This window comes from Niabella aquatica, assembly GCF_054779315.1.
Map to the genome: position 1 here is coordinate 63,020 of NZ_BAAGYM010000014.1, position 20,601 is coordinate 83,620.

The 20,601-nt window shown below is 41.4% G+C and carries 16 protein-coding genes; 6 read left to right on the plus strand and 10 right to left on the minus strand.

Annotated features, from left to right (window positions below):
• Window positions 1-156: 156 nt before the first annotated feature.
• Both ACYVBM_RS12225 and ACYVBM_RS12230 read right to left on the minus strand, forming a co-directional pair.
• Entirely contained in the window at window positions 157-1,548 is a 1,392-nt protein-coding gene (locus ACYVBM_RS12225) for an inorganic phosphate transporter (protein WP_460685945.1), read from the minus strand.
• A gap of 94 nt (window positions 1,549-1,642) precedes the next feature.
• Window positions 1,643-2,290, minus strand: coding sequence for a DUF47 domain-containing protein (locus ACYVBM_RS12230; RefSeq protein ID WP_460685946.1), 648 nt, complete (start codon window positions 2,288-2,290; stop codon window positions 1,643-1,645).
• Window positions 2,291-2,602: 312 nt separating this feature from the next.
• Here ACYVBM_RS12230 and ACYVBM_RS12235 point away from each other — a divergent pair, with 312 nt between their 5' ends.
• On the plus strand, window positions 2,603-5,323 hold the full coding sequence (locus tag ACYVBM_RS12235; protein ID WP_460685947.1) for a TonB-dependent receptor domain-containing protein: 2,721 nt from the start codon (window positions 2,603-2,605) through the stop codon (window positions 5,321-5,323).
• A gap of 52 nt (window positions 5,324-5,375) precedes the next feature.
• Window positions 5,376-6,752 carry a hypothetical protein gene (locus ACYVBM_RS12240; protein ID WP_460685948.1) on the plus strand — a complete coding sequence of 459 codons (1,377 nt, stop codon included), beginning with the start codon at window positions 5,376-5,378 and terminating at the stop codon, window positions 6,750-6,752.
• 163 nt (window positions 6,753-6,915) lie between these two features.
• Here ACYVBM_RS12240 and ACYVBM_RS12245 read toward each other — a convergent pair whose 3' ends face one another.
• Window positions 6,916-8,100, minus strand: a complete 1,185-nt coding sequence (locus ACYVBM_RS12245) for a hypothetical protein (RefSeq protein ID WP_460685949.1) — start codon at window positions 8,098-8,100, stop codon at window positions 6,916-6,918.
• 226 nt (window positions 8,101-8,326) lie between these two features.
• Between ACYVBM_RS12245 and ACYVBM_RS12250 the strand changes: the two genes are divergently transcribed.
• On the plus strand, window positions 8,327-9,502 hold the full coding sequence (locus tag ACYVBM_RS12250) for a hypothetical protein (RefSeq protein ID WP_460685950.1): 1,176 nt from the start codon (window positions 8,327-8,329) through the stop codon (window positions 9,500-9,502).
• Window positions 9,503-9,505: 3 nt separating this feature from the next.
• Here ACYVBM_RS12250 and ACYVBM_RS12255 read toward each other — a convergent pair whose 3' ends face one another.
• The 5 genes from ACYVBM_RS12255 to ACYVBM_RS12275 form a co-directional block, all read right to left on the minus strand.
• Entirely contained in the window at window positions 9,506-10,006 is a 501-nt protein-coding gene (locus ACYVBM_RS12255) for a hypothetical protein (protein ID WP_460685951.1), read from the minus strand.
• Between the two features lie 55 nt (window positions 10,007-10,061).
• Complete coding sequence (locus tag ACYVBM_RS12260) at window positions 10,062-10,568, minus strand: Spy/CpxP family protein refolding chaperone (protein ID WP_460685952.1); 507 nt, start codon at window positions 10,566-10,568, stop codon at window positions 10,062-10,064.
• Window positions 10,569-10,573: 5 nt separating this feature from the next.
• Window positions 10,574-10,915 (minus strand): hypothetical protein, encoded by a 342-nt coding sequence (locus tag ACYVBM_RS12265; protein ID WP_460685953.1) that lies wholly within the window; start codon window positions 10,913-10,915, stop codon window positions 10,574-10,576.
• Window positions 10,916-11,034: 119 nt separating this feature from the next.
• Entirely contained in the window at window positions 11,035-11,592 is a 558-nt protein-coding gene (locus ACYVBM_RS12270; RefSeq protein ID WP_460685954.1) for an RNA polymerase sigma factor, read from the minus strand.
• Window positions 11,593-11,661: 69 nt separating this feature from the next.
• Window positions 11,662-14,496: an outer membrane beta-barrel protein gene (locus ACYVBM_RS12275; protein WP_460685955.1), complete on the minus strand. Its 2,835-nt coding sequence runs from the start codon at window positions 14,494-14,496 to the stop codon at window positions 11,662-11,664.
• A 198-nt stretch (window positions 14,497-14,694) separates the two neighbouring features.
• Between ACYVBM_RS12275 and ACYVBM_RS12280 the strand changes: the two genes are divergently transcribed.
• A complete protein-coding gene (locus ACYVBM_RS12280; protein ID WP_460685956.1) occupies window positions 14,695-15,309 on the plus strand; it encodes a DUF5606 family protein in 615 nt (204 codons plus the stop codon).
• A 117-nt stretch (window positions 15,310-15,426) separates the two neighbouring features.
• Window positions 15,427-17,139 carry a M3 family oligoendopeptidase gene (locus tag ACYVBM_RS12285; RefSeq protein ID WP_460685957.1) on the plus strand — a complete coding sequence of 571 codons (1,713 nt, stop codon included), beginning with the start codon at window positions 15,427-15,429 and terminating at the stop codon, window positions 17,137-17,139.
• A gap of 10 nt (window positions 17,140-17,149) precedes the next feature.
• Here ACYVBM_RS12285 and ACYVBM_RS12290 read toward each other — a convergent pair whose 3' ends face one another.
• Window positions 17,150-18,541, minus strand: coding sequence for a hypothetical protein (locus ACYVBM_RS12290; protein WP_460685958.1), 1,392 nt, complete (start codon window positions 18,539-18,541; stop codon window positions 17,150-17,152).
• Window positions 18,542-18,606: 65 nt separating this feature from the next.
• Window positions 18,607-19,737, minus strand: a complete 1,131-nt coding sequence (locus tag ACYVBM_RS12295; protein WP_460685959.1) for a redoxin domain-containing protein — start codon at window positions 19,735-19,737, stop codon at window positions 18,607-18,609.
• A 140-nt stretch (window positions 19,738-19,877) separates the two neighbouring features.
• Between ACYVBM_RS12295 and ACYVBM_RS12300 the strand changes: the two genes are divergently transcribed.
• The gene (locus ACYVBM_RS12300; RefSeq protein ID WP_460685960.1) at window positions 19,878-20,537 is read left to right on the plus strand and encodes a YceI family protein; all 660 of its coding nucleotides are present in this window, start codon (window positions 19,878-19,880) and stop codon (window positions 20,535-20,537) included.
• Window positions 20,538-20,601 lie beyond the last annotated feature (64 nt).

A 20,601-nucleotide genomic window follows, 5' to 3' on the forward strand; every position in this document is an offset into this window, starting at 1 on the left:
ATAATGCGTTAAACTGCTGAATGACATTCAGCAGGGGAAGTGCGCGACGCAATACCGATAGGCTTATGCACAAAAGCTGGTTACATCATAACCGGTATTGTTATCGTTACTACCGCAGCAAAGGTGAGCGTTTTTATCTAAAAATCAATAGGATTTTTAGCGGCCCACCAATCTTACAATAAAGTACACAATGCTTGCCAGTACAGCGCTGATGGGTATGGTTAAAATCCAGGCCCAGAGCAGGTTAGTGGTTACACCCCAACGTACTGCACTCAGGCGCTTGGTGGCGCCCACCCCTATAATAGAGCCGGTAATGGTATGTGTGGTGCTTACGGGTATTTTTAGCATCTCAGTGGCGAACAGGGTTATGGCGCCTGCAGTTTCCGCTGCTACGCCTTCAAACGGGGTAACTTTGGTGATTTTGGTGCCCATTGTTTTGATGATTTTCCAACCGCCGCTAAGCGTACCTAATGCTATCATAGAGTAGCAGGCCAGGGGCACCCAGCTTACCATACCATCCAGCGAATATTTGGAAGGATCGAAAGCCACAAAGGCCGCCATAATAATGCCCATTACTTTCTGGCTGTCGTTACCGCCATGCCCTAAGCTAAAGGCAGCAGAAGATACCAATTGCATTCGTTTAAACCATATTTCGGCCCTGGCATAATTGAGCGTATGCAGGAACATTGAAAATACAGACATAACAATAAGGATGAAGGCCAGCAAGAACCATTTCATATTGTGGCCAAATAACACCACTTTAAGGGGATAAGGCTTGCCGCTGTTGTAAAGCCTGTTGGCATTTTCAAAATCTTTTTGCTTTACCATAATCGTTGCCTTAGCTTTCTCTGCGGCTTTTGCAAGGTGAATATTCCCCGGGTTGACATTAGCGGCCAGCTGCTTTTCTTCGTAATCTTTTTTAGCCTGTGTTACGTGGTTTTCAATGGTTACAATTTCTTTTTCGGGTAAATGAACCACGGATATAAGTAGCAGCAAACTACATAAAATCACCAGTACTGAAATAATGCGGGGCCATATGGTTTTGCTGAAAGAATGCAAAAACCAGATGGAAATCAGGAAAGCGACTATCATACCAATTAATGGTGCCAGCACAATAAATATTACAGTGGGAATTATTTTACCCATATTCACGATTTCAGAAATGGATAGCCCGTCTCCCATATGCGAAAAATAAGCATGGGCCACCCCCGCGCCGGCAAAGCCACCAATAAGCGTGTGTGAAGAACTGGACGGGATGCCAAACCACCATGTAAGCAGGTTCCATGCAATGGCGGCGATGAGCCCGGAAAAAATAACGTTGAGGGTTACAAACTCAGCATTTACAATCTGGCTTACGGTTTGTGCAACGCCGTGATCAAAAATGAAATAGGCCAGAAAATTGAAAAAGGCCGCCCAGGTTACAGCCTGAAGCGGTGTAAGCACCTTGGTAGAAACTACTGTTGCAATAGAATTGGCTGCATCGTGAAACCCATTGATGTAATCAAAAATAAGGGCCAGCGTTATGATGATAATGAGGTAGGTAAACATATTTTTAGTTCATGGTTAAAAGTTCATGGTTCATGGTAGAAAAAAAATCGTAGCTGTTTGGGCTATGAGCCATTAACCATGAACGACAAACCAGCTAAGCGTATTTAATAATGATAGACTCGATCACATTACCTGCATCTTCGCATTTATCTGTAACAGTTTCCATTACCTGGTAAATATCTCTTTTTTTGATCAGCTCTTTGGCATCAATATCACTGTCAAACAGCTTTTCTATGCTCATGTCAAACACATCATCAGCCTGGTTCTCAATGCTGTTTATTTTCACCAGCGCTTCTGTTATGCTTCTTATTTTTTTCATGTTCCTGAGCTCAGCTACTGCAGATTTTACGTGCTGTGTTCCCTGCTCTATCAGCTCCGCCATTTTTTGGAAGCCTGTATCATTGGGGTTAATGCGGTAAAAGTTGATTTTTTTTGCTGCCGAGTAGGTATAGTCCACAATATCATCCAGCGAAGCAGCCAGGTAGTGTATATCTTCCCTGTCGAAAGGGGTGATAAAGTTCCTGCTAAGCTCCGTAAAAACATTATGGGTCAGATCGTCACTGTTGTGCTCCAGGTCTGTAAGATCCTGAACCAGCTTACTGCGTTTATCATAATCAGGTTCATTAATTACCTGTTTCAGAAGGCTGCCGGATTTTGATACGTTCTCAGCTATCTTTTCAAATAATTCATAAAAAGTGGTGCTGGCAGGCGTAAAAATTTTAAGTATTGAGTTAAGACCCATAACAAATTGTTTTAAATGATGGCAAAAGTATTTTGTTAGTAGCTTGTATTCCCTAAAATTACAGGAATTAATAATTCCTTAATATTGAAAATAGTAAACAGCTTAATAAATTACAGGGAGATATATAACTGTTAACCTTTCTGTTAGCAGCAGGCTAACTGCCTCTTAACATTAAGCTAACCTTAGCATTACGATTTCGTAACATGACCATAACAATCCGGTAATATAGCGGGCTCACCTTTGCATGAAATTAAATGTATGGGCTTTAAATACCTGCTTATTGGTTTATTAATATGTATAAGTAATGCTCTAATGGCTCAGAGCAGGCTTTTGGGAAAAATACTAAACCATGCAAATGAACCTGTAGCAGGAGCAACATTACAAATAGCAGGAACAAATAAGGGCGCTATTTCTGAATCGGATGGAGGATTTAGTATAGGTGCGGATATGAGAAGCAGCTTTGACATTAAAGTAACCGCTATTGGCTATAAAACAAAATCTGTTTCTTTTTTGCCTGGCTCTTATACCGAAGGCTCAGTTTTTACTATAATTATGGAGTCAGCTTCTACCGAATTAGAGGGAATTGTGGTAAGTGCAAGGTCAAAAGCCGTAGGTACAGTTGCTTCACTTTACCAGGCTCAGCGCATTGCCCCATCTATTTCTGATGGAATTTCGGCTGAGGCTATCAGGAAAGCTCCGGACAGGTCAACCGGCGATGTTTTAAAAAGGATCAGTGGTACTACGGTTCAGGATAATAAGTTCGTAATTATTCGTGGGCTTAGCGATAGATACAATCTTGGTTTAACTGACGGCTCTATCCTGCCCAGTACCGAGCCCAACAGAAAGGCTTTTTCGTTTGATATAATACCGTCTTCAATGATCGAGAACATGGTGATCACCAAAGCCGGAACTCCGGATCTGCCTGCTGATTTCGCGGGTGGTGTAATTAATGTAATTACAAAAGAAGTTCCTACCCGCAAATTTGTAGATGTTTCATTGGGGCTGGGGTATAATTCGGTTGCTACTTTTAAAGATTTCAAATCCGGATACAGATCTAAAACAGACTTTTTGGGTTTTGATGACGGTATCCGGCAATTGCCATCATCTTTTCCGCGAACAAGGCAAATTATTAATGGAGATTTAAATCAGCAGCAGGTGAATGCCGCTTTATCAGGCCTGAATAATGATTTTAATATCAAGGAAAGAAAAGGGTTGCCCCAGGTCAGCCTGCAAGCTAACATGGGAGACCTCAGGGTATTTGAAAACGGCAACAAGCTGGGCTATACTGCAGGGATCACTTATACGCATACCGAATCGGCTAAAAGAAACGCATTACGCCAGTATGATAACTATGATTACTCAGATGACACGTACCGCTACAATTCTAATGTTGGCGCTTTGCTAAACCTTTCCTATCAAACTTCAAAAGGTAAATACTCTTTTAAAAATCTGTATAACAGGATATTTGATGATAACTTTTTATCCAGGGAGGGTCTAAATATAGATCGTAGCAGAAATATCCGTTTCTATGCCTTTGATCTGGTTCAAAAATCATTACTGAAGAGCACATTTAAAGGAGAAAATAAGTTGGGGCATAAGGAAACAGTGTTGGATTATCTCGCTTCATTTAATTTAATCACAAACAATCGTCCGGATCAGCGTAAAATAGGATATTCAAGATCTGCAGGATCAGGCAATAATTATATTGCTGATCTGAGCAGCCTGGGAAGGGAAAACAACAGGCTTTTTGGCGACCTGAATGAAAAACTCTACAACGGTGCATTGAACCTGACAAAACCGGTTGACCTGTTTGAAAAAACCTTGATAAAGGCAGGGGTCTTTGCAGCATACAGGGATAGAACGGATAAAAACAGGCTTATTGGCCCGGTTATCAATACAGATATGCCGGGGTATCAGGATGTACTGAGAAGACCGCTAAATCAGCTTTTTGCAGCCGATGTTATCAACAACAATATGTACTCTTTGTACGATCTTACACAGGGACAGGACAGTTATACCGCAAATTCGGGCAATTATGCCGGCTATCTCATGGTCGATAATAAATTTACCCAGAAAGTAAGATTAGTTTGGGGCGCACGGTATGAGTATTATAAAATTAATGTTTCAACCGCTCAGAATTTTAGTAAAACATGGAAAGACATATTACCGTCTGCCAACCTTACTTATTCGATTAATCCCAAAACCAATGTAAGGGCGTCCTATTTCAGAAGCCTGGGACGTCCTGAATTTAGAGAAATAGCTCCTTTTTACTATTATGATTTTGAACGGATGGCAAACGTACAGGGCAATCCAGATCTTACCAGGTCCAGAATAGATAATTTTGACATTAAGTACGAATGGTTTTTTGCTCCCGGTGAAATCCTATCAGCTTCGATATTTTACAAAAGCTTTGACAATACGCTGGAAACCTCTATATATAAAGCCAACAGTGCCCTGGAAATTACTACAAACAATTTCCCATCCGCAACCAATATTGGTATAGAAGCAGAAATAAGAAAGAAGCTGGGCTTTATTTCCGAAGGATTAAAACAGCTTGAGTTTTATACGAATGTGGCACTGATTCAGTCCAGGGTAAAATTAGGAACTCCTTTGCCTTTACCCAATGGATCAACAATTACTGAGCGCCCATTGACAGGGCAATCTCCATATGCTATTAATACAAGTTTTACCTACCGTACCAAAAATGACAAATTGAATGCAAGCGTTCTGTTTAACAGAATTGGCCAAAGAATTGATTTGGTGGGCGGTAACCTGTTTGGCATGGTATACGAAATGCCCCGCAATTTGTTAGATGCACAGGTCTCCTACCAGCTGACTCATAAAAGTGCATTGAAGCTAAGTGCCCGCGACATGCTCAATTCAACTGTGAGGTTCTATTTTGACCAGAACGGCAACGAAAAATTTGATGGCACCTCTTTCCAAAATGGGCAAAACACGCTGAATAAAGACTGGATACTGGAGGAATATAAACCAGGAACCAATATGAGTCTTTCCTATACGTATAAATTCTAAATCTCTTATTCAATTAGTTAACATACTCTTACAAAACGTAAAATTCAAAAAAATGAAAAAACAGCTTATTTTATTGTTTAGCCTTTTCGCTCTGGCCCTGGCTTCTTGTGGCGACAAGGATAACGGGATTGATCCGGTTCCTTCAACCGGAGAAGAAATTGTTGTAGGACAGGCTGATGCGTCCGGCGGTCCCCTGGCATCTGTTATAGATAAAAACACTACCTGGACTGCTAACAACAAGTACATATTGAAAGGGTTCATATATGTTGCTAATGGCGCAACGCTTACAATTGAACCAGGAACCGTAATTAAAGGAGACAAAGCTTCTAAAGGAACCTTAATCATTACACGCGGTTCTAGAATAATGGCGAATGGTACTGTAAATAAACCGATAGTGTTCACTTCGGCGGTGGCAAAAGGTAACAGGAAACAAGGCGACTGGGGCGGTCTTATTCTTTTGGGCAAGGCTCCGGTAAACATTTCAGGAACTGCTAAAGTGGAAGGCGGACTAACAGTACCAACCGGCACAACTTATAACGAGTATGGCGGTACCGACGCTGCCGATAATTCAGGTGTGCTGAAATATGTTCGTGTGGAGTTCGCAGGAGTAGAATATTCTACTGATAATGAAATTAACGGTATCACATTTGGTGGCGTTGGTAGCGGCACTACTGTGAGTTATGTTCAGGTATACCGTTCGGGTGATGATGCTTTTGAATGGTTTGGCGGAACAGTAAATGCAGATCACCTGATCGCAACCAGAACCTGGGATGATGATTTTGATACAGATAACGGTTTTTCCGGTCGAGTGCAGTTTTGCATTGCACAGCGGGAGCCTAATACAGCTGATAAATCAGATTCAAATGGTTTTGAGTCTGATAACGATGGTAATGGCTCTACCAATGCCCCGCAAACAAAATCTGTATTTTCAAATGTTACTATCATCGGCCCGATGAACGGTTCAGGAAATACGATCAATGACTATTTCAAAAACGGCGCACAAATTCGCCGGAACTCTTCTCAATCTATTATCAACTCTTTATTTGTGGGGTATCCAATCGGGGTGTATATAGATGATACAAAAGGAACGGCTACCTCGAATAATTTTTCTGCCGGCACATTGGTATTTAAAAACAACATTATCGCAGGTTCTACAACACCTATTAAAGCAACAAATACAGCAATTATTGCCCAGCTAACTACTGACAATACAGTATTAACAAATGTTGCAGATGCAAAAGTGGCCGATGCCTATAAGTTTAATGCCAAACCTGGTTTTCTGTTGGGCTCTGGTTCACCCGCTTTAACAGGAGCAAGCTTTACCGGCTTCACCGGTTTCCAATCCGTAGCTTACAGGGGGGCTTTTAACGGCTCTGATGACTGGACCTCTGGCTGGGCTACCTGGGATGCAGAAAATACAGATTATTAACCTATACATTTTCAAAAGTCAAAGCGCTTCCCCCCGGAGGCGCTTTCTTGTTTTACAACAAGTGAACAGCATGGTCAGGTTATAAGTAAACACCCGTCTATAGTTCTAAACTTATTAAACGGTGTGGAGTTATTTGAGCAAATGGCAAAGCCGGGTGCCTTTGCTAAGGCATGTAGGCATAAGCCACTTCATAGGCGGTGTGTTTCAACTCCGGCAGTAATTCCCCTACCTGTAGTTCTGTGCGCTGGGGAGTAGGCTCGCAAACAGAATATTCCGCTCCATTATACTTGATAGTATTGCCAACCGGTTTGTCAAATTTTACAGCAATCGTAACATGCTTGGGGTAAGCCAATACAATCATCGGGAGATTGTAAATTTCTTTTACCAGGAAGAAAAACAGGCCGACACGATCTTCACAGTCACTGTATGGGGAAAGTAAAGTTTGCTCCGGCGATAATCTTTTTTCGGAGCCAAACACATGCGTATCTTCATCAAATGCAAAGGCATAGCGGGTAAAATGCATCAGGTAATCTACCCCGCTTTTGGGGCTTAACCCTTTTACCTGTTTTTTAAGCATCGTAATTAAGGATTGATAAGTTTCCCTGCTTACGGGGATATTGATATAGTCCCCGTATTCTACCACCGGGTAATTATTAAACAGGCTTTTTATCTGAGGATTGATTTTAATTTTAAAATAATACTCATTGGTATTGTAGGTAAATTGCAGCTGCTTATCCACGTAATCGCTCTCGTTAAACCGGGGTAGCTTATTTATTTTATAAGAAAATGTTTTCGACATGTGTGGCAGGGCGATATTTACCACCGTAAAAATCGATTTGTCAAAATCGATATTGCTTCCATAATCGTGATAGTTAAGGCATACATATTGCTGGCCATCCTTCATGCGGTACGGTATGTTGTAAATATTTTCATCACACCGGATATAAAAAAGAATGCGGCCGTTATTATGACTTAGCATAGTGCCATACCCGGCCTGTATCATAAAGAACCATTTATATAAGGTGTACCGTAGATAATTAGCTGTTTTAGGGCTTATTTGCTCTACCGTTTTTCTTACCAGCTGATAGTACAGCCAGTCATCGGGATTGTATTGTTGCCGATAATTGTTAAGGGCGTTGCGAATACTGGAAAGCTCCGCTTTGGACAGGGTGGTATAAAAATTTTGTATAGCAGTGTCTGTAAACTCTTTTTCTTCTATGTTTACGAGCTGGTTCTCATTATATTCAAAAGAAATAGTATTTCCATAGAAGTTAAAAGAAACTGTTTTAGCCGATGCGTCTATGAATAAGACCATACAAAATAACCATATCGTGATCCAGCCTTTCATTTTTTGGGCAACAACTCTAAGTTACAAAATGTAACAATTATTTAATATTAAGTTTTGAAATACTGACGAAAATCATCAGTTGCAGCAAGGAGATCGGTAATTCCATAGAGAAGATTGTTAAAGTTATTTTCTCCCCAAACCATTTACGTTTTTCAGGCGTCTTACAGGTAGTATAATAATTTTCGTAAAAAATCGTTTTATATAGAAATGGTTAAGGTGTATTGTAATGAATGTTAAGTGTTTATCTGTTTTTATAGGATTGTTTTTTGTCTCTTTGCATTTGTCGGGTCAATCTCCCCGTGTTGAAAGGGCTGCTGAATGGTTTCAAAAGGGATATTATATATTAAACCCGGCGCTGGCAAAAAATGGCCAGGAAATAGCATTTGTAAGGCAATTAAGTGGAAAGGACAGTTCTGTTGGGAACAACAGTTTTAGAGAAGGAGTAAAAGATAATTATCTTTCAGGGGGCGATATGCAGGCCAGGCGTTACGATCCGGTTATTGCCTTATATAATTTTTCTAAAAAACAGCTGTCTTTAATAGATTATGGGTGGTCCCCAGCTTTTTCAGTGAATGATAACAGGCTGGCTTATGCTTACCAGTTGAAACCGCTTCACCCGCAGGACCGGCTTTATGCCGATGCCTATAAAGGAAATACCATCAGGGTTTTTAATACCGCCACTCATAAAACAGAAGAAGTAGCAAAACCCGTGGGCAATTACCTGCTCGATCCTTTTTTTGCAGATTCATTAACCGTTGTTTATAAGGCTGGTGACAAGGTAAACGGCCCTTACGGGGCCGCCATATCTGTCAGTGAGGTAGATCTTGTTACAAAAAAAACAAAGCTGGTGCATCAACCGGGTATAAAATACCGTATGTACGAACTCATAGGTAAGCCCTGCATGTTTAATAAAAAGCTGGCTTATGTGGTTTACAGCCCAGCCGATTCAGGAACCGGTATGGCGAATAGATATCACCACCTGCTGTTGAGCGGGAAAGATACCATTCAACATTTTGGGATACGCAGGTTTACCAACCTGGAATACAAATTTACCTTCGATCAAAATAATAACCTGCTGTTTTTAAACGATGAGCACCTTTGGGCAGAAGATACCAGCTATATAGCAATTTACAGGAACGATCGGCTGGTAGAAAATAAGCCGCTAAATTTTAATTATACCAAAGCCTGGCTAAGCCCCGGAGGAAAGTACCTGCTTTATTTTACCCAGGATAAAGAAGCTTATATAGCACGTATAAAAGATTTTACCACCACAAAGATCAATATACCACGAAAAGAAATACTGACTGTGGCATGGGGCGGCGATGGAAGCAGCCTGGCGGTGGTACAAAGTCATGAAAACTACCCGGGAACAGATAAGCTATTGATATTTAGTGTATGGTAGCATTTATTTTCTACGCTTGTGTAAAGAGGGCTCAATATCGCCTTTCCATTTTTTATACTGCTCTTCGGTAAGCTCTTTTTTAAGGCGTTTATCTCTTTCATCTATAAGGGCTTCATTTCTTTTCCTCATGCTCTGAAAATCCTGCCCTGCCAAACCCTGTGCCAGGCCCGATGCAGGTCTTTGAATATTGTTTTTTATCTTTTGCTGCTCCTGGTAAAACTCGCTGAAAATATCTTCAACCGTGTTGCGCTTTTCCTTATCCAGCTTAAATGCTTCATCTAATTTTTCAACGGCCTGGGTAACTTTGGCTTTAATTTCATCCTTATCAGCTGCGCCCTGGGCCAGGGCCGGCCCTGATCCTGAAATAATAAATAAGCAGAGGGCGAAAAGAACAACGCTGACCTTCATTATTGATTTTTGACGTGAGCCTGCAAGCCAGGCAAAAAACCCGGAAGCCTGCATTAATAAATTTCCTGGTAAAGGGATATGTATCATGCTTTTCATTTGTAAGACTTTACTATTAAGAGGGTAAAATCCCGCAAAAGTTGCAAATTTGTAATTATTTCTCTTTTATCTCGGGTGGCGGTTCACTGCCCGGTCTTTTGGATCTTCCTTTGTTGATGATCCTTTTCATTAGCGAATCATACACCGGCCTTTGCGCTGGCGTACATATTGCCCGGGTTGCCTTTACATGTTTATAGGCATTGATCTCTACCTTTTTTTGTAAACTTCCAATGGAGTCTGCCAGTTTCTCCACTACAGTGTCAGAAGTATACTCCTGCCTGGTGAGATCAAACAGGGCATTTTTAATAGAAACAATCTCGTCCATTTTACGTTTGGCGTCATTCCAATAAGTTTTTTTAAGTTCGGTGAACCGGGCTACCTGATCATCATTAAATCCCACTTCATTGCGCAATACAGCAGCAAATCCATCCTTTTCCTTGCTTTTTTGCTGAGGCTTCTTTTTTGTAAAACATAAAAAATAACCTACCACCAGAATATTGGTGAGCAACAGCAGGATAATGATAAATACAAGCACCTTATTAACGGAGCGGCTTTGGGTCATGGGCATTATTGATTAACATATTGACTAACATCGTTCGCTGCCAGGATATAATTCTCATTTTGCAAAACATCAGAAATGCTATTATTTGCCGACAGAATCGCAGAAACCTCCTGTTGCTGCTCGTAATCAGAATTAAATACCGTGTATATATTGGCTATTAAAACAGCCGATAAACAGCCAAAAGCAATAACCGGCCGGGCGAAAAAGCCCACAGCGCGGGTGAAAAAACTGCTTTCTTCTTCGATTCTTGCCATAACGCGGGTATACATAAACGGGCGGGTGGCGGCACGGTCGATACCGTCAAGGCTCTCTAAAATACTTTCTATTTCGGTGCTGGATCTTTTCATCCGTTATAACTTTACAATTTTACGATTACCTGGGCACACTACCCTTTTATAAAGAGATTTCTTATGCACATCTTACTATTTTGACGTTTTTTTTTTACTTTTCCTGTTAATAACCTTTCTTACCCTTCCAGTATTTTTCTTAAGTTATTTTTTGACCTGTGCAACAAAGATTCGATGGCCGAAACGGTTGTTTGCATGATCTCACTGATCTCCTGATAACTAAGTCCTTCCACTTTACTTAAAAGAAATGCTATGCGCTGATTTTCAGGCAGTTTGTCTACGGCCTGAAACAATATGGCCGCCTGCTCTTTCTTATCTAATACCACGCCGGGATGGTTAAAATCAGGCGGGTTAACCTCAACCTGCGCATCTTCACCAAAGATACTTTTTACAAATCCAAATCTTTTTTTACGTTTTTTCTTACGTTCATGATCCAGCGATTTCGTAGTAGCGATACGGTACAGCCAGGTAGAAAACTTAGATTCCCCCTTAAAGGAGTTGATGGACTGATACACCTGTACAAATACTTCCTGTGCCAGATCTTCTGCATCTTCTTCGCTTTTAACGATACTCAGGCAGGTATTGTAAACCATATTCTGATATGTGTCTACAATATGCTTAAAAGCAGCCTGATCTCCCTGCTTCAAACGCTCTACCAGTATATCCTCGCTGACCAAAAGCTATAGTTTGATGAAATTTCTGGCAGCGATATTACTACATTTTTTTAAACCGTTAGCATAAGGCTGTTAAAACATTGGGCCACCGCCGGGTCGTGCTCCTCCCGGCGTCATGCCTCCCCGGTGCGGGCCTCCCTGCCAGTCACGCCTTTCTTCACTTTCCCGGGAAGGATTTGCCTTTCCAAAACTTCTGAGGCTATATGTGAAAGTAAGCATAAAGTATTGCTGCAATACTTTTGTGGTAGTGGTCTGGATCAGGTTGAAATTATTCAGTGTCTGGCTAAAACTATTATTCTGTTTCAATATATCAAAAACCGAAAGCTTTAATTCTGCCTGCTTTTTGGAAAGAAACTTTTTCCCGATAGCAGCATTCCATAAGGTATATTCCACGCCATCGGCATTTTCCAGCTTATAATTCTGGTAAGCTATGTTTGTATTGAGAAACCACCCGCTCTGCGATAAAAGATTAAGGGTAGCGCTGGGGCTTTGCTGAAGATAATTCTGGCCAGAGCTGGCATTTCTTAAGGTACTGCTTGTTTTGGTATAATTGACATCATATCCAAGTGTAAAATCAATGTATTCGCTGATATTGCTGCTTAAAACAGCACCACCGCCCATCGTATTACGTGTTACAAAACCAATTTTTCCATTGTATTTGCTGGGCGTATTGCCGTAGCTGTAGTTAGTAGTAATATTAAAATTAGATTTAATGGGCCTGATGGGGAAAGAATACACCAGCAAGCCAGAATATGACTGGTAGCCGTTCAGGTTGATGTAGGTGGTATTGGTAATTCCTTTTTCATTTACCACATCGGTGGTGATATAATTATCTGCTATATTGAAAGAGACATTGGCCGTAAAGCTGGTATTGTTTTTAGTATTAGCGTAAATATACCTGGCCGTTCCCCTGTGTGTATAGGCCTGCTTCAGGTTAGGATTACCCACCCATATGCTTGTTTGATTAGAGCTGTCTATTACGTCCTGCAATTGGTCAATCGAAGGAAAATCTGTCCCGGCACGGTAATATATACGCATATTGCCATAGCGGCCAAGCTTTTTCGACCATCTCAGGTTAGGTAAAAATGCAAAGAAATTCTGATCAATGGTAGCCGGCATTGGCTTTACCCTGTCACTGGATAAATTAGAGTATTGCAGGTCAAAACCGGCAGAAAACTGGTTATCGCGGCCCCTTCCAAGCCGGTAGTTGATACCGCCGTTATGAGTAGTTATTTTATTTTCAAACACATTGGATTGTGCCTGGTTGGGCAAATTATATCCTGCGCCATCATAATCGAAGGTTTCCTGGTCGCGTTTGGTGATCCTTACTGATGGGGTATAACTGAACTCCATCATTCCCTCTTTGCCCACCGGCTCTGTATAATTTAATCTTGCAGAAAAATTGGAGCTGCGGGTTGGGTTCGTTCTGTATTGATTGCGCACATCGGGCAATTGAATGTCTTCAAACTTTTCAATATTGGTCAGATTGTAGCTTTCCCCGTCATTCTTGCTAAAATCCGCCCTTAAAAATGCAAAAAAAGTTCTACCCTGTTTGCCTAAAGAACGGCGGTACATCAGGTTGTTGCCTATATTGTAGCCACTTCGTTCAGACCTGCTGTTCCCATTGCTTATATACGAGCTGTCGCCATCTGCATAAACAGACGATGTATAGTTGCTTGACTCGCTGTTGTAATTCTGAAAGCTCCAGTTAGGCATATACATAATAGTGTTGTTCGAGTCGGGCTTAAACTCAAACCGCATGTTAAACCTGTGCTCATTATTAACTGAAGCGGATTTGCTATTGTTGGTCAGGTTTAATATGCGGTCATCGGTTGTCACAGTGGGAGAAAACCGGTCCGTTTCATTTTCATTCTTGCTGTTATTAAAGAAATAGCTTCCGGAAACATTGAACTTTTCACTCCACTTATCCGAATAATTGATACCAAAAGCATTCGTTCTGCTGATACCATCCTGCTGGCCAAAGAACATATTTCCGCCGCCATAGCCACCGCCGTAGCCGCGACCCCGGCCGCCGCTCATAATGCCTAAGAGGTCTTGCTGGCCAAAGTTCTGCTGGTTAATATTATTAAAATTGCCCACCAGCGATATACGCCTGTCGCCATTAAAAAAGCTGGTATTTCCTCCTGCCTGGTACCGGTTATCGGTACCATAACCTGCGTAAATACGCCCAAACTGGCTGTTGCGCATCCCGCCGCCGCCCCGGGTAACAATATTAATGGCTTTCACTGCATTCCCGTCATCAAATCCTGTCAGTTGCGCCTGCTCGCTCAGCCTGTCAAATAACTGTATCTTATCAACCACTTCTGCCGGCAGGTTTCTTAATGCGGTAGTAGCATCATCCCCGAAAAAATCTTTACCATCAACGGTTACCTTCTTAATCTGCTCACCCTGCCCTGTTACTGTTCCGTCTTTGGCCACAGTGATGCCCGGCATTTTTTTGATCAGGTCTTCCACCGTAGCATCGGGATTTACCTTATACTGGCTGGCGGCAAACTGGGTGGTATCTCCTTTCTGAGAAACTGCAGGGGCTGATGCCACAATTACAACCCCTTCGAGGGTTGTGGTTTTTTTAGGTATATGCACATCATCTAAATCAAGAGAAGGCGTTGAGTCATTTAATGCCACAGACCTAAGAAGCGTTTCAAAACCGATTGAAGTAGCTTTTAGTATATAGTGTCCGCGGGAAACGTTGGTAAATAAAAAAGATCCCGATGCATCAGAAACCGTGGAGCGGATAGCAGCGCTGTCTGTAGGGCTTAACAGTTGCACAGTGGCATCTTTCACTACCACTCCTTCTACAGGATCCATTAAGGTTCCTTTGATGGTTTGTGCCTGGCCGGCAACAGTAAAAAATAAAAACAGCGATAATAACCCGGTTAATTTCATAAAAAATGTCTTGTTCGCTTTGTTGGACGCCCAAAAAAACGGAATCCTTCGGCCGTTATTGATAAAAGTCAAGCCGGTAGTTCAGGTTATGCACCAGGCCACCCTTCAACCGTGCACCAACCGCTTGCTCATAAACATTCAAAATTTAACTGATAAAATGGCTTAGAATATTTATCTTGCGCCACTCAATAATTTTGTATGGAATACTATAAGTTAGTTGCGGTTACAGGTTTACCGGGCCTGTACGAATTGGTAAGCAGTAAAAAGGACGGTGCTATCATACGTTCTTTACAGGACAAATCGACAAAATTTGCGTCAACCCGTATTCACCAGTTTTCGCATTTGGAAAGTATTGAAATTTATACTACCGGCGAAAATGTGAACCTGGTGGAAATATTTAATGCTATGGATAAGGGCGGCGCTGAATTGCCGGATACCAAAGATGATAAAGCAGTAAAAGCTTATTTTCAAAAAGTTTATCCTGAAATGGATTTTGACCGTGTTTACAACAGCGACATGAAGAAGATTGTAAAATGGTTCGATATCTTAAAGAAAAACAATATAGAGCTGAAGCTTTCTGATCCGGCTGCAGAGCAGCCGGAAGAAGGGGCGGGTGAAGCAACGGAAGCTGCTGCAGAAGTTGCCGAAGCGTCAAAAGAAGAAGTACCGGCAGAAGAAAAGCCTAAAAAGAAAAAGGCCGCTGAAAAACCTGCCCGTGCGGCAGCCGGGGCTGCAGAAGCAGTAACGGAAGGCGAAACACCGAAAAAGGCCGCCGCTAAAAAGAAAGCAGCTGCCAAGAAAAAAGCTGAATAATATTTGATGACAGGCCGGATAGTTGGAAAGTCTGTAAGCAGGGAAGACCATATTTCATAAAACTCCTGACTTACGGACTTTTGGACTTCCTGACCTTCGCACTATAATATAGCAACTATGACCGCAGATATAAAACCGGTACCGAGACATTTTTTACCTGCAGATTTTGTAATTACAGATTGGGCGACACTTGAACCTTTTTTTAAGGATCTGCTCAAAAGGGATATCTGTTCCCTTCAGCAACTGGAACAATGGCTGCAGGATGTAAGCGAGCTGGAAGCAGTAGTCAGCGAAGATGCCTGCTGGCGGCAGATCAAAATGACCTGTGATACGGAAAATCCGCAGCTGGCCGAATCCTTTAATTATTTCATGCTGGAAATTCAGCCCAATATACAGGCACACGCTGACCAGCTTAACCGAAAGCTGGTGGATTGCCCTTTTACGAAAGAGCTGAAAGATCCGGCTTACTTTATTTACCTGAGAAATGTAAAAAAGAATATTGACCTTTTCAGGGAAAAAAATATTTCCCTGCAGTCTGAGCTGGCTGTTGAAGCGCAGCAGTTTGGTGTGATAAACGGAAAAATGAGTGTTGAAATAAAAGGTAAAGAGTACACATTGCAGCAGGCCGCCAGGTTTTTAGAAGATCCTGACAGGAATCTGAGGGAAACGGTTTACAGGAAAATATGGGACAGGAGGCTACAGGATAAAGACGCGCTGAATACGCTTTTCGATAGCCTGCTGCAAAAAAGGCACCAGGTGGCCTTGAATGCAGGCTTTAATAATTACCGCGATTACAGGTTTGCAGAGCTGGGCCGGTTTGATTATACCAAAGAAGACTGCTTGCAGTTTCATGAAGCGGTGAAGCAATATATACTGCCTATTGTAGATGACATCTATAAAAAGAAAAAAGCCAGGCTGGGAGTGGATCGCTTCAGGCCCTGGGATGTAGATGCAGAGCCCGCCGGTACAGTGCCGCTGAAGCCATTTAAAACAGGCATCGAGCTACTGCAGAAAACAACAGATTGCTTTAACAGGTTAAACCCTTTTTTTGGCAGTTGCCTGCAAAAAATGGATGAGCTAAAAAGATTCGACCTGGAAAGCCGCAAAGGCAAAGCTCCCGGTGGCTATAATTGTCCGCTGGCAGAAACCGGTGCCCCCTTCATCTTTATGAACGCAGCCGGTACGCTGAATGATGTAATAACCATGGTGCACGAGGGGGGCCACGCCATACATTCTTTCCTGTCGCACCCGTTAAAGCTCACAGGCTTTAAAGATTACCCCACAGAATTTGCAGAAGTAGCCAGCATGAGCATGGAGCTTTTCAGCATGAATGAATGGAGCGTATTTTTTGAGAATGAAGAAGAATTAAAGCTTGCCAAAGCGCTTCAGCTGGAACGTGTGATCACTGTTTTCCCGTGGATAGCCACCATTGATCAATTTCAGCAATGGGTATATGAAAATCCGGCGCATACGCATGAGGAGCGGTTGCTGAACTGGAACCGTATCTTGAACGAGTTTACACCACCAACGCTTGATGTAAGCGGGCTTGAAGCATACCGTAACTATAGCTGGCAACGGCAGCTGCATTTGTTTGAAGTACCTTTTTATTATATTGAATATGGGATTGCCCAGCTGGGTGCCATAGGCCTCTGGCAGCAGTTCCAGCAAAATAAAGAGCAGGCGTTAACCAACTATACAAACGCATTAAGCCTGGGTGGCACGCGCAGCTTACCGCAATTGTTTGAGGCAGCCGGCCTGAAATTCGATCTTTCCCCGGCACATATTAAAGGGCTGATGGAGTTTGTGAAAGAGGAAATGGAACAGGTTTAATTGCAGCTTATTATCTCTTTGTGCTATTTATAGTAAAATAGATAAGCGAAAACGGGATAGGCTCGTATTCTATATCACTATAATTTAATGGCTGGTAAAAAATCCCTTTGCTTGTTTCTATTTCTACCGATAAATTACCGGAGCGCAAACTTTTGCTATAAGTAAGCGGGGAAAATGACAGCCTTTTACCCGGAACATCTATTCCCTGATTATATGTTGAGGTGCTATCGCGGCTATACACAAAGTTCCAGTTTTGGATATCTATTTCATCCTGCGGGAGTTGCTTATAGTAGTCTGAAAGGATTATCATCTTTACCTCATCAAAAAAGCGTGTATTGTCCGGGAATAAAATTGATGAAGAGGATAGCCAAAAATTTTCGTGGGTATAAGTAGCTATTATTTGAGCCCCACCGCAATACAGAAGATTCATAGGTCGATTTTTTTTTCTCTTTAGAATTCCCTTTGCCAGTTTATAATCTTTTCGATTAGGGTATGTTTTTTTAGTTCGATTTGCAACAATATCTGTTTCAATTTTTTGCCATAAAACGGGCTTTCCTTCTGATGTGGGATAATAGATATTCGATACCTTTTTTAAGATATCAGTGTTGTTCAAAAAATACACTTCGTCTAAAATACGGTTACCTGTTAATGTTTTTTCATAAATCTTTTTCCCGGAAACGGTCAGGCTCTCATAGGTAGTATCTTTAATAATGCTTGTAAAAACAGAATCCGAAACAAACCGGTATTGATATTGGATTCTTCCGGTACGGGATATAGGCACTATTGAATCGTATAAAGTGGTATTGCTGTTCATTCTTTGAGAAACAGTTATACCGTTAAAATATTTTTTATCTGTATACCCCTGCCTTTTGGTAAACTGATAGCTCCATTGGGTATCCTTTTTGTTCAGTACTGTTGTGGTTAAAAGCTGATCTAAAGTATCTTTTGAAGTTTTTGAAAAAATGTAATACTCTTTCTGTTTGATGCCGGGTCTTTCGGGGTAAGGGAAAGAGATTCGTTTCAATGTATCAGTTATATCTCCTGTAAATTTTATTTCTTTAAAAGGGATAGAATCTGTAAGCGATAGATATTTTATATAAAAAAAACGGTTGCCTTCGCTGATTTTGTACAGGGAGTCACACGAATTGTAATACATAGTGTATAATGTATCCTGTTCCCGGTTCAAAATTATAAGTGCATTCTTTGACGGGTTGTATTTGACGGTTTTGATGGGACAATTGGCTTTCAGGAGCGTTAAAGACTGTATTCCCTTTTCTCTGAATGTTCGGATGTTGCTGTTGGCCAGTTCACGATAATCAAGAATTGACTGAGAAAAATTATCTTTCGATATCAGGAAAAATAATACCGCCAAAACCGGTGCAATATGTTTTTTATAGAACATAAGTCACTTAATCAGGTTTAAAAATAGTGAATAATGATTGTACCAAGAGAACAGTAAGTAATGGTTTAGGAGCCTGGATGCAGTCGTTCTTTTTCCCGCAATTCGTTAATGGTTTTTCGCATCCAGTAAAAAAGCTGCCTGGGCGAGCTTACGGTGTGAAAGTATACTTTTCCATCGCCTCCCACTATTACATGTGTGGGAAATAAATGGATGCCGTATTTTTCAGCAGCAGGCCTTCCATCTGCCACAATCTGGTAATCGAAAGGCCTTTTCTTTAAAAACTCTTTTAATGAAGGTTTATCATCCAATGCTATACCTATAAACTTTACATTTGCTGCATCTTTATAGTCTTTTACCAGTTCGTTTAGCTCCGGCATTTCGGCTCTGCATGGCGGACAGTTGATAAACCAGTAATTGATAACAAGTATGCTTCCTTTCAAATCCTTTGATCTGAACCTGTTGCCATTGATATCTGTTTCATTAATGTTGAAATCCTGGCCTGTTTTGAAGAATTTGCTTTCCCCAGGCTTGGGGGCCTGGGCAACCATTTTATCAAAGTATTCATCGCTAAATCTGTAAATAAGATATTTGTCAGGGCTGGTTTTTTCCTGCCTCAGCGCATACCTGTTGGTGTATAAAAGATTTTTCCACAGTTCATAGCCGAGCACCTCACCATTGGTAGTGATCAATGTAGATTTTTCATCGGGCTGTTTTTCGGGCGGCGTGTTACCGAACTCATATACGGTGCGCCTGCTGCCATCGGGGTTGTACATATATTTTACGAGGTAGGTGGGCATATCCTCGTAGTACATGGCCGAATCGGTCAGCCGGCCAAGGCTGTCCCATTTTACCGATGCCCCATGCAGCATATTATTTTGATAGATGGAGCTTTCTGCCTTTTTCTTGTTGGTATGATATGCTATATGGCGGCCGTGTAAAACGCTTACAGTACTGTCTTTAAAGGTTTCAATTAAAAACAGCCGGTTCTCTTTTGCCATATAAAACCGCATTACAAAAACTGAATCATGTTTTGTCCCCTGGCCAATAATTGCAGCGTCTTTCTTAGGAACAATGTCCATGCTTTCGTTGAGATAATACGTGTACACCTTGTTTTGAGCCCTGGCTGTGGTTAGCAGTTCCAGCATACAAAAGACTGTTAGAAGCAGTTCCGGTATAGCAATCGTTTTTTTCATCATAAGGTATAGTTTTTAGCCTGGCAAAGGTAGCAAGTTGCCGTATACCGTTTATTCCGGCTTGGATTTTGTCAACATTTTTTTGAACTTTTTTTTGAAAGTGTTGTTCTAACCTACATCTAAAAACTACTTAAAAACAATTTATGAAGAGAATATTATCATTATTATTGACAGCATCTGTGATTTTCGTATCATGCAATTCTGCACCTGAAGCAGATAAAGCTACTACCGAAGAGCAGCAACAGGTAGCGCTGGCAGAAGGAGCTTCTTATAAAGTAGATACTAACCAGGTAGCGCAGTTTATTGGAACCAAGCCGGTGGGGGAACATCATGGCACCTTTAATGTAACAGAAGGAGAAATTTTTGTGAAAAATGATGCTATTGTTACCGGCGGTAAATTGATTTTTGATATCAATAGTCTGAAAATCATAGATAAAGATACTTCAGGAGCTGCTAAACTGAGAGGGCATCTGTTATCTTCCGATTTTTTGGATGCTGCCAATCACCCTACTGCAGCCTTTGAAATTACAGCGGTGGAAGAATACATGCCAGACAGTACTAACAAAATTATTTTAAACGGGGCTACCAATACGGTTAAAGGGAACCTTACTTTAAAAGGAGTAACCAAAAACGTTTCTTTCCCCGCCGCTATCAGTGTAACACCTTCCACTGTTACAGCCAGGGCTAATTTCAATATCAACCGTACAGACTGGGGACTTGTGTATGGCAATGATCAGTCTTTAGGCGATAAGTTCATCAGGCCCGAAGTAAATATCAGCTTTAGCATAACCGCTACTAAGTAAATAATTTTAGAAAACATATACTAAAAAGTGGTGTTTTCCCGTTTGTTATTGGCAGGTTATTTGC

What these genes read in the sequence shown, in the direction of transcription:
- ACYVBM_RS12225 (WP_460685945.1), bottom strand. Translation starts at nt 1,548, where the DNA reads ATGTTTACCTACCTCATTATCATCATAACGCTGGCCCTTATTTTTGAT.
- ACYVBM_RS12230 (WP_460685946.1), bottom strand. Translation starts at nt 2,290, where the DNA reads ATGGGTCTTAACTCAATACTTAAAATTTTTACGCCTGCCAGCACCACT.
- ACYVBM_RS12235 (WP_460685947.1), top strand. Translation starts at nt 2,603, where the DNA reads ATGGCTCAGAGCAGGCTTTTGGGAAAAATACTAAACCATGCAAATGAA.
- ACYVBM_RS12240 (WP_460685948.1), top strand. Translation starts at nt 5,376, where the DNA reads ATGAAAAAACAGCTTATTTTATTGTTTAGCCTTTTCGCTCTGGCCCTG.
- ACYVBM_RS12245 (WP_460685949.1), bottom strand. Translation starts at nt 8,100, where the DNA reads ATGAAAGGCTGGATCACGATATGGTTATTTTGTATGGTCTTATTCATA.
- ACYVBM_RS12250 (WP_460685950.1), top strand. Translation starts at nt 8,327, where the DNA reads ATGAATGTTAAGTGTTTATCTGTTTTTATAGGATTGTTTTTTGTCTCT.
- ACYVBM_RS12255 (WP_460685951.1), bottom strand. Translation starts at nt 10,006, where the DNA reads ATGAAAAGCATGATACATATCCCTTTACCAGGAAATTTATTAATGCAG.
- ACYVBM_RS12260 (WP_460685952.1), bottom strand. Translation starts at nt 10,568, where the DNA reads ATGACCCAAAGCCGCTCCGTTAATAAGGTGCTTGTATTTATCATTATC.
- ACYVBM_RS12265 (WP_460685953.1), bottom strand. Translation starts at nt 10,915, where the DNA reads ATGAAAAGATCCAGCACCGAAATAGAAAGTATTTTAGAGAGCCTTGAC.
- ACYVBM_RS12275 (WP_460685955.1), bottom strand. Translation starts at nt 14,496, where the DNA reads ATGAAATTAACCGGGTTATTATCGCTGTTTTTATTTTTTACTGTTGCC.
- ACYVBM_RS12280 (WP_460685956.1), top strand. Translation starts at nt 14,695, where the DNA reads ATGGAATACTATAAGTTAGTTGCGGTTACAGGTTTACCGGGCCTGTAC.
- ACYVBM_RS12285 (WP_460685957.1), top strand. Translation starts at nt 15,427, where the DNA reads ATGACCGCAGATATAAAACCGGTACCGAGACATTTTTTACCTGCAGAT.
- ACYVBM_RS12290 (WP_460685958.1), bottom strand. Translation starts at nt 18,541, where the DNA reads ATGTTCTATAAAAAACATATTGCACCGGTTTTGGCGGTATTATTTTTC.
- ACYVBM_RS12295 (WP_460685959.1), bottom strand. Translation starts at nt 19,737, where the DNA reads ATGATGAAAAAAACGATTGCTATACCGGAACTGCTTCTAACAGTCTTT.
- ACYVBM_RS12300 (WP_460685960.1), top strand. Translation starts at nt 19,878, where the DNA reads ATGAAGAGAATATTATCATTATTATTGACAGCATCTGTGATTTTCGTA.